The sequence below is a fragment of the Phormidium sp. CCY1219 genome (assembly GCF_055795085.1).
The window spans coordinates 1-12590 of the sequence record NZ_JAYFEQ010000569.1 but is presented as its reverse complement, the minus strand read 5'-3'; the positions used below and the strand labels follow the sequence as shown (position 1 = coordinate 12590).

Genomic DNA, 12590 nt, shown 5'->3' with positions numbered 1-12590 from the left:
GTAAGGGGGGGGATACGAGGTAAAAATTCTTCCTTTGTCCCCCCCCTTTCCAAGGGGGGTAAGGGGGGGATACGAGGGAGAGGGGAGGGGGATCTAAGGGGGTATCTTAACGGTTTCATGGTTAAAGAAAAAGGGTATGAGCGATCGCGCAATTTGATGCTTCACGTGAGACAGACAGAGGGAGAAAATGCAGTGTTTATCCGTGGGTGGGCTGGGTTTTGGCTGATTCCCTGCCACCCGATGGAGATGCGATCGCAGAATTGGTGTAGAAGCGATCGCCATCGGTTTCGGGGGGGGGTAGGGGTCTGGGTTGCGCGTCTCAGAAACGAACCGGCAAAAACCAGGGGTGGCGATCGCGCAATCATCGGTCAATCGGCATTTGTCCCCAAGCTGAAGCAGGTAGAAAAGTCTAGCGAAAGACCCAAACGCCCCGGATAGAGGCGATCGCCACGGGGCGATCGGCCCGATGCGACACCGGGCGAAATATTAAAAAATATTACTTTCTTTCTCATAAATGAGACTGAAGATTGCAGCTTCCCCTATCTTCGAGGGTGGCAGGTCAAGTTCGCTTGACCGGCGTGGTTAGCATAGCAAAGAAAATTCGATCGATAAGGAGATTTTAATGCTAGACGCCTTTTCCAAAGCAGTGGTGGCGGCTGACGCCAAGACCGCTTATATCGGTTCTGAAGAATTACAAGGTCTCAGAAGCTTTATCGCCGAAGGCAACCAGCGCCTAGATGCGGTGAACTCCATTTCGAGCAACGCAAGCTGCATCGTCTCCGACGCAGTTTCCGGGATGATTTGCGAAAACCAAGGCTTGATTCAATCCGGTGGGAATTGCTATCCCAACCGTCGGATGGCAGCTTGCTTGCGTGACGGAGAAATCATCCTGCGCTATGTTTGCTACGCCCTCCTCGCAGGGGATTCGTCGGTACTCGACGATCGCTGCTTAAATGGTCTGAAAGAAACCTACATCGCCTTGGGGGTACCCCTCGCCTCTGCAGTGCGCGCCGTCAACATTATGAAAGCGGCTTCGATCGCCTTTATCAACAACAACGCCTCGGGGCGCAAAATGGACAACATTCCCGATGGCGATTGCTCCTCCTTAACGGCGGAAGCGGCTAGCTATTTCGACAAAGTGGCTGCAGCACTGAGCTAATTTCCAGGCGAGTGGAAATCTCCCCAATTTTCCTCGGGAGATAACCTCAACCACCCTAGTTGAATTTGTCAAACTTGTATTCAGGAGACCTTCAGACTTATGAAATCGGTTGTGACCACTGTTGTGACCTCTGCGGATGCCGCAGCGCGCTTTCCCACCGGTTCCGATTTAGAATCGGTGCAAGGAAACATTCAGCGTGCGGCAGCTCGTTTGGAAGCCGCCGAAAAGTTAGCTGCCGGACATGAAGCAGTCGTCAAAGAAGCGGGGGATGCGGTATTCAAGAAGTATCCTTACCTGAAAGAATCGGGGGAAGCCGGAGATAGCGATGTCAAGGTGAAAAAGTGCTATCGCGATATCGACCACTACATGCGCCTGATTAACTACTGCTTGGTGGTTGGCGGTACCGGTCCGCTGGATGAGTGGGGCATTGCCGGTGCTCGCGAAGTGTATCGCGCGTTGAATCTGCCCACCGCAGCCTATGTCACCGCCTTCCAATACACCCGCGATCGCGCTTGTGCGCCGCGCGATATGTCCGCGCAAGCTCTCACCGAGTTCCGCGCCTATTTGGACTACGCCATCAACGCTCTGTCTTAGGTTGCTCTCAACCAACCCACGCGGATTGCGTTAGCCGTTTTCCCCCATTCGGACTGACGCAATTCGCCCCTCACTTCTCTAAACTGGCGGCAAGTAGGGGGGCAATGCCTATCAATAGCTTGCTTAATTTCCGATGGGCATTGCCTTCCCCGATGACTGGCTGGATTTATTGATGCGAATGGTTTAACTTAGAGAACTCGACGCTTGTCGTTTACCCCCGGCGGGTAACGCGAACTGCCAAGAGTTCTCTAGGTATTTCTCTGAGGCGATGAGCCAACAGAACGTTTAAAATTATTCTTGACCTATGGATCGGCGTTTTTCTAACATCTTTCCCGGATTGAGCGAAGAGCGGGCGATCGCCTTATTGCGAACCCCCACCCACGAACTCGAAGATAAATCCGATCGCTATATTGCGGCGGCTCATTTAGTCAATTTTCCCAGCGAACGAGCGATTAACGCGCTCATCGACACCCTGGGTGATTGTGAAGCAGATCTCGATAGCCGAATTGCCAGACGCAAGGCGATCGAAACCTTGGGACGATTGCAAGCCTCCTCGGCAATCCCGGCCATTCGCCAGTGCTTGCACGACCCGGATATTTACACCGTAGAAAATGCCGTGTGGGCGATCGGCGAAATCGGCACCGATGATGAAACAATTTTAGCAGAAATTGCCGAATTATTGTCCGATCCAAAACAAATTCATCGCATCATTATTCACGGATTGGCCAAACTGGGATATCGCGCCGCTTTAGATACAATTCTCCCCTTTACTTGCGCTGAAGACCCCACCGTCGCCAGTGCCGCGATCGCCACGGTTTCTCGCTTCAAAAACGACCCCAGCCGAATGCCAGAAGTGGTGCAATTCCTCCAGCATCCCAACATCAACGCCCGCCGCGCCTGCATTCAAGACTTAATGGATGCTCGATATTATGCCGCAATGCCGGATATTGCCGCCTGTCCGATTTCGATGGTATTTCGCATACGCGGAATCGCCCATTTAGCCACCACGGGAATGGCAACCGGGGAACTAACCTTCGCGCAAATCGAACCGAGTTTAGATGCGGTAATTCGCGATCGCCCCGACGAACTCAACCTCGTCCACGACTATCCCGAACCCCCCGCATTAGACTTCCTAATTAACGAATTATATCATACAGATTTTGGTCGCTGCTATCTTGCCAGTCAAGCAATTTTAGATTTATATCCCCAACCAGCACCCCCGGCGCTAATCGATACCTTTGTAGAAAAAGCTTGGAACGATTACGGTGCCCATTACCACGTTATTAAACTATTAGGCTGGCTGCAATACGAACCCGCTTATAAAGTGCTTGTGGAGTCTCTGCACAACAAACGCCCGCAATTCCAAAAATCCCGCACCGCTGCAGCGATCGCCCTGGGACATTTAGGCGACAAACGGGCGATAGAGGAGCTAAAAACTGCCGGCGAAACTCCCATTTGGGAATTGCAATATGCCTGCTTAATGGCATTAGTGCAACTCGGCGACTCGAGCATTCCTCAATTCATTACCGAAGACACTCATCCCTTATTGCGCGCCAAAGCCAATTTAACCGCCAATGCCCTATCATTGTAGTCAAATGATGGTTAAAAAAACGCGAGACAACGGCGATGATGCTTCCGGAACGGAATACAATTAGCGATTACAACTCTCGCCCGGTGACAATTCAAGTCACGGGTGTGCGCGCGCAATCGGTGATGCGCCGCAGCGATTATACCATAACCGTGCCCTATGCGCGCATGTCTACCACCCTGCAGCAGATTCACCGTTTAGGGGGAAAAATCCTTAAGGTGACGGTGGGGGATACCTCGGTCAAAACAGCCCCCTCCAGCGATCGCGCCTCGGTGAGATTTCCCCAACTCAAACATAAAAATCCCCGCCTCCGGGAACGGGCCATGCGCGACATTGCAAAAGAACCCCGGGAAGAAACGATTCCCGAACTGATGGCCATTTTATCCGATGACAATGTGGTCTACCGTCGCGCTGCGGTGCAAACTTTGGGCGTCATCGGTCCGGATGCGGTGGATGCGTTAGTCAATGGATTGCGCGAAAGCGAAAATGGGACGGTCCGCGCCAGTTGTGCGAAAGCTTTGGCGGCGATCGCCCTGAAGTATCCGGAAGTACCCTTTGAGCAAGAGAGTCTAGAGGCCCTGGAAAAAGGTCTCTACGACTCGGATCCGGTAGTCAAATTGGCATCGGTGGGCGCGCTAAGTACCATCGGCGCACCGGCATTAGAGATTTTAATCGCCGCACTCCAAAGCGAGGATATCGCCCTTGGGGTGGCGGCGATCGGGGCATTAGGTTCGATCGCCGATCCGAAAGCAGCAGATGCACTCTCTGCGATCGCCAATCGAGAAGACGCCGACCCTTACCTGCGCGAAGGGGCACAAAGCGCTTTATCTCAGCTATCACACTCACTCAGATGAGAGAAGGAGCCTCCGAGAAGCGATCGCCATAACCCCCGGGCGGAAAAATTCCACTGCATGCTTACGGGTGAAATTGACAATTTCATCCGCTTTTGATGTCCGCTTTATCCTGAGAAAATGGCCGAAATTCAGCAGACATCCAAACTGCTACAGCGTCATCGGCATCTTTTTAATTCAGGGAATCCAAAACCGGGTTCTATATCAAATGGGTTGCTGTAGAGACGCGATTAATCGCGTCTCTACGATTGGGTAAACCAACCGGGTTGATAACCCATACTAACCCAACGCTTTGCCGTCTCTAAACCTGTATTTTACCACCCCCAAATGCTTTATATCCCCTTTCCAATCAACTTTACCCTTCACTGTTAATTTTCCAGTCTGCTCAACCGAGGGTTTAAATTCTTTGCAGGCGAGAGCGACCCACTCGTTCGTCAAAGCGAGTATAAAACCCGCCGTATTTAAACCAATACTGTTTTAAGTCATGGTGCGGCGTATGCAAACTCGCTTTTGCTTGGTAAAGAATCACTTGACGGTGATTGCCGATCCAAACTTTTTTTAGCGGCTTGACCGAGATTAAAGTTCCGCCCAAACTCTTGACACAATCGGCAAATCGTTCTACAGTAGAATACTCCACCGTTTCAAAGATAAAAAAGTTGCCGGAGCAGATTAAATGCCGACTGCGAATCCAGCATTGCATCTTTTTGCAAGCTTGTGGTGGCAGCATCTTTTTATTCAATTGAATTTGGCAGTGCTTTCTCGATAATTTGTCCCGAGAACGTGCCGAGGGAGAGATTATTTCACCTGTGGCACTTCCTCAGCAAAACTTTCCCATTTTTCAAAGCGCAACGGTCCAGCAGCAGACCCCCAAACCGGTTCGTGAGTATTGACATCCATCCCTCGGTCTAAACTGACCCAAGTGGTTTCTGTCAGTTCCACTTCACTTACCAAATAGGTTTGGCATCCGTTGCGATGAATAAAACATTGGTTCCCCGGTTCCACATGACCCAAAAAGCAATCGCCTTCCCGGTGGAAAACCATCGAACAGTGATATCGCCGTTTGAGACACTCTGGAGTAATGGTTTCGAGGATATCGACTTCTCGCGCCGCACCGGCATAGAGCAATCCATCATCTAGACCGTAGTTTTCGATGTAAATGCGATCGCCTAAATCCACCAATTGATGAACCCCTTGCCGATAAGGACTCCACATATCGTAGTCATAAACCTGTTCGGAATACAACCAAATCCCCGCAAACCGTTCCTGGGGTAACGGACGAAAATAGATGTGAATGTGGGCGTAAAGAGTGGGGTTTTCCAGGGATTGCTTTTGGTTGCTAAAATGTCCGGCCATCCACTGGGATAAAGTAATCAGATTGGTGGAATTGGTAACGGTTTGATGGTCAGACATAAAAAGGGTTGCTGAATCGTTGACAAAAATGCGCGCTATCGAGTAATAAATTCCGAAAAATTAAGCGGAAATCGCGCGAATTTCCGAAGAAAAAGAAGCAGTGACTACCCCATTACCATCACTGGTTTTAATGGCGCTGACTCGGAAGCGTAGATTTGGGGTAGCAAACCAGATCCGTTCTTCCGCCATCGCCCGGTCGTATTCGGTTAATAAAACAAAGGTTCCGTCCTCGGTGATGTGGTAATGACCCACTGCGGGCATGGTTTCGGCGTAGCCTTGCGATCGCAATAATTTCCCCCTACGGAGCTGTTTTAACTCCGGAATGGGAACCAGCACGCAACTGCCAGTCAGTTTCTCGTCTTCATCCCAATCAGATTCCCCCGCCCAACTCATTTTAAACGGACTGCTAGCCAGTGCTGGATCGATATTATATGCTTGGCACAGGTCTAGAACTTCCCGGTCATCTGCACCGAGAGCAACGATATCAATCGTCGAGCGGATTTCTTCAAAATGACTGAAAGCGAGATGATGACCGCTGCGCTGCGATCGCCACTTGCCAATCGACTTGGCCACAAATTCATTCACGTTCATATCCAGCCCTCAATCTTGTACTCAACCATACAGTTTTAGCGGTTGACCTGATGTAATCTATTAAAAATTTTGGCTAAAGTTACTACAGTTTCCCCCCCCCTTGCAACTTTAGCCAAGAAAAACTGTAATGGTGCGCGCCTCATAACTGCCAGCGCGTTTTACCCCTTTTTAGTTGTTTTTTAAGCAATCTGAAAAATCTAATGCACCTCAATAATGCTGCGAATTTTACCGCCAGCTTTTTGGATGCTTTGGATGTTGGCACTTAATTGGTCGTAACCGACCTCATAGGTTTTGTTACTCCGTTTCACGCGCGGACCGATACCGGCTCGAGTGACTTCAATCCGAAAGCGCTTTTGCGTGTTGCTGTAATAGCCACCCATTCCCGTCAGGGGAAACGCGATCGCCGTGGGCAGATTGGCCCCCCAATCCATAATCAGTTTCGCGTTTTGATAGCTATCGCTGCTCGAAGGGCCGCGTACCAAAGAAAACATGCGATTAAAACTAACATTTTTCAGGCCCGGTTGAGTGCGAACGCCACGGGCATAAGGAACGATAGCATCGCCAAAGTTTTGGATATATTCGTCGCTGTAGAGGTACGAATCGATTTCCGCCTCGTACCCTTGTTCATTGTAAATGCGAACGTGCTGGGTAATCTCTTCTCGGTCTTGGGGGGCGCGACCCAACAAATGTTTGTAATTCAGTTCGATAAAACGAGACTGAGAGTTCGTTTCAAAAAAGCGCTCCCGATACAAGTCCGATTTGGCGACCAAACCCACGAATTGACGCACCGATATTTCTCGATTGCGGAGTAAGGATTCCCCGCTCATTAAGCGATCGCACTCCAATAAATGCTCGTTTCCCAATACTTGCTTGTAAACCGCGCGAATCACGAGTTGCAAGTCGCTTTCCGTAGGATTTTTCCGCAACTCCACCGGTTCGGTTTCTACCGCCCATAAAACCATGTTTGATTCTCCTTTTTTTGTTGGGTTAACTAAGTTAAATTTGTCATGTTGAGCGTCCCTGACGGACGCTCTTGGTTTAACAGATGCCCGATCGCTTCAAACCTTGCTAGGCGCTGTTTAAAAAAGCGGGGCGAACATCATCGCCGCGCCCATTAGTTGACCGGGGTAATACTCGAAATTACGCCGCCCATTTGGTGAATGCGCTGGTATTCTTGCGACAGGCGATCGAACGGAACCAAAAACACCTGATTGCTGCGCCGGAATTTCGACACCCGCCGCACCTGCTTCGCGGAACGATAGCCCGTCACTTCGATGCGGTAAACTTTACCGCGATCGTCCGCACCTGCACCATGTCGGGTGCGAGCGCCTCGGGGAGGATCTTGGAAAGACCACCCTTCTGTGGCCCCGGATGGGGGCACCACCGGCGTGGGAATTTCTTGAATCGTCAACCGATTTAGGCGCGGTCGATTTCCCGATAAATTACCTTTTAAGTCGCTAGAAGAAGCGCCGCGAAACAGCTCGAAAACGTGGGTAAAGCCCACCATTTTCTTACCCGGTTGGGTTTTGTAACCTCGGATATAGGGCACGATGTCTTCCCCAAACACCGATTGATACTCGTCGCTGTCTATATAAGAATCGATTTCGCTTTCAAACCCTTTTTCGTCGAGAATCGCGCTGTGCGCTTTCATTTCATCGTAGCCATCGGGAGCGCGACCGAGAAAATGTTTGAAATTCAGTTCGATGCTGCGGTAGCGGGCGCAGTTCTCGAAAAACCGCGAGCGGTAAAGCTCGGATTTACCCACTTGTCGCACGAATTCGCGCACGCTGATGTTACCTTCCTTGAGCTGTGACTCGGGCACTTTGAGCCGTTCGCTTTCCATCACGTAAGCGTTCCCAAGCACTTGCTTGTAGACGGCTCGAATGATGGTTTCGATTTCTTCTTGCGAGCGTCCGGGCCACAATTCCAATGGCGGTGTATCTTCGTAACCGCTGACCCCTAAGGTCGATGCCGGTCCAAAAGCCATTCCAACTTTCTCCTGATTAGCAATAAATTTTCTGAGAAAATATGCCGATGAGTTTACAAAACTTTACATTCTGCCAGACAGAAATTAATTTTTGGCTCGCGAGGAGCCTCGGCAGAGTTCTGTTAAATCATAGTGTGGCATAGTTTGGGAAAGTTTATACACTGCAAACCTCATTTAAGAGGTAAAGATTTGTAAAGTTTTTTTAGGGTCCTTGGGCGTGAGATGACAAAACCGCCTGCATTCAAGGGTGAGAGCGATCGCGCCCCGAACGCAACAGTATCCCCGGTGAGGGGATTGTCGGGAAAAATTCGCCAGAAATTAGGGGTCACTCCCAGGGATTAAGTCTGCTTGCGTTCCACACCAAACCCGACCAACAGCACGGTGTCGAGGCGCTGACCCGCCGGTGGGCGCTGATAGTTGATAATTTTGCGGATTCGCAACTGGGAGTTAATCAGGGTAATGGAATCCACGGACACCACCTGAGTGTAGTGGGTGGTCATTAGCAGTTCGCGGGTGGGGATGTGGAAGCGAAAATCAGCCACCATCGGCTTGGCTTCTTCGTAGGCCCGATCGCGCAAGTAGTCTCCCTCAATCGTTTCCTCATTCCCCTGGGTGGGGACGAACAGCAGATTGAGCTGTTGGGCCACTTGTTCTCCGGTTTCGGAAATGGTATTAAATTCCAGATGATAGCCTTGTAGGCGATCGACTTCCGGATGGGGCGGGCGTTGGTTGTCCGAGAGTACCTTCAGCTTCAGGTCGGGAGCCACCGGCGCAACGGTAAATTCGGTGCGCGATCGCTCCACTTGTGCCGCATTCAGATAATGATAGGTGCGTTCGCTCTTCCAGGTGCCAACGCAACACTCGAAAAATCGGTCAAATTCAGGGTGGTTCATGGTTCTTGGTAGAAAGTGGAGAATTGAGAATTAACAATTTCCGATTGATTTTGTCTAAATTAACAGTTGTTAATTCGTTCGTTCTAGTGCCGTTAGGCGATCGGTTTGGGAATAGGGTATCACCTGAGCCAGGGCCACAGGCAGGGGAGAACTGTCCCACCTTAACCGCGATCGCCTGAAGCGATCGCGATTGTCTTGTCCTCCGGGTAATCTTGGCAGAAACCTTTGCGGGTTAAAATTCATTTAATTTGCACACTTGGTAATTTATAAAAAATATGTTTGAATGACAATATTCAGTCAAGGTATCTAACGAAGACCGTGGGAAATTTGCCAGCATTCCGGGGTTGCCTGACGCCTCACTGCCTTTGCCTTGCCTAAAGGAATGAGGGTTACAGATTGGAATCCGTGGGTTTTGCCAGACGTTCCCTCGCTAGCTTATAGTAAGCATAAATTAAAGTTTATATTAAATAACGAGTCGAATTATGAAGAGTAGAGTGGGGAAAAAGAAGCAAAGTAGATGTAGAAAAGCCGGGAGTTTGGGAGGAGAGCCAGCGGGTAGGGGAGAGAAACAGGCGAAGCGATCGCGCCAAAGGCTTCAGAAAAATTATTGTCAGCAGCCGCAAAAAAGTATCGAGGATGACCACCTTCCTTGGTAGCATCAAATTTATGCAAGCTCAACGAGTAACAACAGACAAAGATGTTCCACACTCAACTGCGTTACTCCTATCCCCCCCTTACCCCCCTTGGAAAGGGGGGGACAAAGGAAGAATTTTTACCTCGATGGTGGTGCCAAGAGCGCTAGGGCGCGACGGGCATCGGCATTGTAGCTTTCGGCGGAGGGTGAACCCAAACCAAACTGTTGCAGTTCTCGAAAACTGACAAAGAACCTTTCTGTGCAACGCAGACTCGGCACAAATATTGCGAATGCGATACGAACGTGATGGAGCTTGAATGTTTAGCATATAGCGTAGGACATGCAGACGAAGGAGTATGTTTGCTGGTGCGAATCGGGCCGTATCGCATCCTCCTTGACTGTGGTCTTGCAGATATCGCGCCGTTACAGGTTGGGTTAGAATCGAATCCCGAGGAATCGGTCCCCCTGCCGGCAGACCTGGTGCTGGTGTCCAACGCCCACCGCGATCGCGCGCGCGGGGTGTGGCCCTTGCACCAAGCATTCCCGCAGTTACCGATTTATGCCTCCGAGGTGACAACCCAACTATTGCACCTCAATTGGCCGGAGGTAGAACGCGAGGCGATTCAGTTTTGTCAGGCATTACCCTGGCGCACCCCCATCGAAATTCTCAATGGGCTAACGGCAGAATTATTTCCGGCGGGGCATTTGCCTGGGGCGGCTACCCTTCGCCTGACCTATAGCGCCCCCGATAGCGACGCCGGGCACACCCCGCGCCCCTACACCGTGGTTTATACCGGGGACTTTTTCCTATCAAACACCCGCTTAGTGGAGGGATTGCCCCTAGAAGAGTTGCGCGGATTAGATCCGCAAGTGTTGATTGTAGAAGGCAGTTACGGCACCTCTCGATTTCCCCATCGGCGATCGCAAGAAAACCAACTTGCCGAACGCATTGATTTGGCCCTCGATCGCGGACAGTCCGTATTGCTGCCCACCCCCACCCTCGGGTTAGGGCAAGAACTGCTGATGCTGCTGCGGAGTCATCATCATTTTACCGGGCGAGAAATCGATATTTGGGTGGATGGAAGCATTGCGGATGCCTGCGACGTTTACTTAGAACTGCTACCGCAGCTTCCCACCTCCGTGCGAAACTTTGCCAAACATCAACCCTTATTTTGGGACGAACGGATCCGACCCCGGGTGAGGCGGATTGACCCCGAAAACCGCCCCTTACTCGGGGAAGCGCCTTGCATCGTGCTGACGGATCTCGACGCCAACCTGCAACATTACTGCCAAAGCGAAAACAGGTCTTGGCTGGTTTTGCTGCCCGAGTATCCCGGGCAATCCCTAGAACACGGACCGGGTGGGTTAGAGGCGATCGCCTCAGTTGAGATTCAGGTGGAAAGCTATTTACTCCCCGATCGCTGCGATGGCAATGGGACCACCCAACTGATCCATAACTTGCATCCCCAGCATGTGATTTTCGTGCATGGTTCTCCCGCCTATCTCGCCGATCTGACCAATTTAGACGAACTGCGAAATCGATACCACTTGCATACTCCCGAAGCCGGGACTCTGGTAGAATTGCCCATAGGCGAAACCTTTTTGCAACCCGCCACCCCGGCGGAGATTTACGAAGGGGAGTTAAGCGAACAAGCCGGCAGGGTGACATTTCAATTCACCGATGCGATCGCCGCCGATCCGCGCTGGCAAAACTTTGCCGACACCGGTTTACTAGAAGCTCGTTGGCAGGGGGAAGAATTAGTGGTGCGTGGCGTCTCCCAACGGGAAGTGCTCTCCCAAGGAAGCGCTGCCAAAGTCAGTACCCATATCGACTGTTGCGGCAACTGTCGCTACTATCGAGGGCAGCGGTGTTGGAATCAAGCTTCACCATTGTTTGGCTTTAAAGTGACGCCCGAAGGGTATTGTCCGGCGTTTGAAGCCGCTATGGTGCCCCCCTTGCCCCCAGACAATTCACCCACCCCCACGGATAGTGAATCCGAACATGAATAATCGGCAATCCGCTTGGGAAATTTTTGCATGTTAACGAGTTGTACGCTCCCATTCACTGGATGGGAAATCAAATGGGGATTAAAATTTTAAAATGTGAGCTTTAGGGTTATAATATTAGGTTGGAGTGCAACACCGTCACCGCTGCCGAACCCGACGGCGGAAAATTTTGCTGTGGGGAATTTTAACGAATAACAGAGCCTCCGGTGTAGGGACAACACCGGAGGCGAGTGGATCGGAGCCGATCGAGCTGATGATGGAATTGCGATCGAGACAACAACTCGTGGATCCTTTGGATGCGGTTATTCTCGATCCGAGTCAGGAGAGTGATTGGGAAGTTGTTCCGCTTCGGGACAATCGTCTGAAACCAGAGGTTCGACATTGCCGCGAGGAACCGACGCTATTTTTTGACTCACGGCACCGATGCTTTCGAGACGAATCATCTCTTCCCAAGAGCAGATTTCATCTTCTTCGTCCGTTTCATAGCGTACCGTGACTAAATCTCCTTCGATATCGAGAATGCGAACGTCATCGATCCAACGTTGCTGATCCCGCAAGAAAATATTGACCTCACGACCATCGCAACAGAGTTGATAAATCTTGCGGTGTAGCATAGGTGGCTTCTCCTGAGCAGATAACATGTCCAACGCGAAGTTATGAGTCTCACCTAAGCGAGGGTGCGACGGGAATCGGACCCTTTCGCCAATCGTGAGTGAAGTTAGAATAGGGAATCGGCAAGGAAACCCGTGAAACGAGAATTGCTTACTTGTTCGCCGTTTCCTGTAGCCCATCGGCAAGACTCATCGAAAATTAGGGGTTGGTAAGGGGGGCGAATGGAAACCCCTGTCATTTATGTATGGGGAGGAATTCGCCCCC

General features: G+C 50.9%; 14 protein-coding genes. 6 read left to right on the top strand and 8 right to left on the bottom strand.

Features of this window, described 5'->3' with window-relative positions; translation table 11 throughout:
* The first annotated feature begins 117 nt into the window (after nucleotides 1-117).
* The 5 genes from AC0QH1_RS15845 (at nucleotide 118) to AC0QH1_RS15825 (ending at nucleotide 4195) form a co-directional block, all read left to right on the top strand.
* Complete coding sequence (locus AC0QH1_RS15845) at nucleotides 118-438, top strand: hypothetical protein (protein ID WP_324632178.1); 321 nt, start codon at nucleotides 118-120, stop codon at nucleotides 436-438.
* Nucleotides 439-622: 184 nt separating this feature from the next.
* Complete coding sequence (locus tag AC0QH1_RS15840; RefSeq protein ID WP_324632177.1) at nucleotides 623-1159, top strand: bleomycin hydrolase; 537 nt, start codon at nucleotides 623-625, stop codon at nucleotides 1157-1159.
* A 99-nt stretch (nucleotides 1160-1258) separates the two neighbouring features.
* Nucleotides 1259-1753 (top strand): globin family protein, encoded by a 495-nt coding sequence (locus AC0QH1_RS15835; RefSeq protein WP_324632176.1) that lies wholly within the window; start codon nucleotides 1259-1261, stop codon nucleotides 1751-1753.
* A gap of 304 nt (nucleotides 1754-2057) precedes the next feature.
* Nucleotides 2058-3344: a HEAT repeat domain-containing protein gene (locus AC0QH1_RS15830; protein WP_324632175.1), complete on the top strand. Its 1287-nt coding sequence runs from the start codon at nucleotides 2058-2060 to the stop codon at nucleotides 3342-3344.
* 35 nt (nucleotides 3345-3379) lie between these two features.
* On the top strand, nucleotides 3380-4195 hold the full coding sequence (locus AC0QH1_RS15825; protein WP_324632174.1) for a HEAT repeat domain-containing protein: 816 nt from the start codon (nucleotides 3380-3382) through the stop codon (nucleotides 4193-4195).
* Between the two features lie 394 nt (nucleotides 4196-4589).
* On the opposite strand, the gene AC0QH1_RS15820 is transcribed toward AC0QH1_RS15825, so the two are convergent.
* The 7 genes from AC0QH1_RS15820 to AC0QH1_RS15790 form a co-directional block, all read right to left on the bottom strand.
* Nucleotides 4590-4892, bottom strand: a complete 303-nt coding sequence (locus tag AC0QH1_RS15820; RefSeq protein ID WP_324632173.1) for a CpeR family transcriptional regulator — start codon at nucleotides 4890-4892, stop codon at nucleotides 4590-4592.
* 95 nt (nucleotides 4893-4987) lie between these two features.
* A complete protein-coding gene (locus tag AC0QH1_RS15815) occupies nucleotides 4988-5602 on the bottom strand; it encodes a chromophore lyase CpcT/CpeT (RefSeq protein WP_324632172.1) in 615 nt (204 codons plus the stop codon).
* Between the two features lie 60 nt (nucleotides 5603-5662).
* The gene (locus AC0QH1_RS15810) at nucleotides 5663-6193 is read right to left on the bottom strand and encodes a phycobiliprotein lyase (RefSeq protein ID WP_324632171.1); all 531 of its coding nucleotides are present in this window, start codon (nucleotides 6191-6193) and stop codon (nucleotides 5663-5665) included.
* 197 nt (nucleotides 6194-6390) lie between these two features.
* Complete coding sequence (locus tag AC0QH1_RS15805; protein ID WP_324632170.1) at nucleotides 6391-7155, bottom strand: phycobilisome rod-core linker polypeptide; 765 nt, start codon at nucleotides 7153-7155, stop codon at nucleotides 6391-6393.
* A gap of 152 nt (nucleotides 7156-7307) precedes the next feature.
* Nucleotides 7308-8180 carry a phycobilisome linker polypeptide gene (locus AC0QH1_RS15800; protein WP_324632169.1) on the bottom strand — a complete coding sequence of 291 codons (873 nt, stop codon included), beginning with the start codon at nucleotides 8178-8180 and terminating at the stop codon, nucleotides 7308-7310.
* Nucleotides 8181-8518: 338 nt separating this feature from the next.
* Nucleotides 8519-9073 carry a phycobiliprotein lyase gene (locus AC0QH1_RS15795; protein WP_324632168.1) on the bottom strand — a complete coding sequence of 185 codons (555 nt, stop codon included), beginning with the start codon at nucleotides 9071-9073 and terminating at the stop codon, nucleotides 8519-8521.
* A gap of 69 nt (nucleotides 9074-9142) precedes the next feature.
* The gene (locus tag AC0QH1_RS15790; protein WP_324632167.1) at nucleotides 9143-9316 is read right to left on the bottom strand and encodes a hypothetical protein; all 174 of its coding nucleotides are present in this window, start codon (nucleotides 9314-9316) and stop codon (nucleotides 9143-9145) included.
* A gap of 697 nt (nucleotides 9317-10013) precedes the next feature.
* Between AC0QH1_RS15790 and AC0QH1_RS15785 the strand changes: the two genes are divergently transcribed.
* Entirely contained in the window at nucleotides 10014-11717 is a 1704-nt protein-coding gene (locus AC0QH1_RS15785; RefSeq protein ID WP_324632165.1) for an MBL fold metallo-hydrolase, read from the top strand.
* A 299-nt stretch (nucleotides 11718-12016) separates the two neighbouring features.
* On the opposite strand, the gene AC0QH1_RS15780 is transcribed toward AC0QH1_RS15785, so the two are convergent.
* Nucleotides 12017-12328, bottom strand: a complete 312-nt coding sequence (locus tag AC0QH1_RS15780; RefSeq protein WP_324632164.1) for a DUF6679 family protein — start codon at nucleotides 12326-12328, stop codon at nucleotides 12017-12019.
* Nucleotides 12329-12590 lie beyond the last annotated feature (262 nt).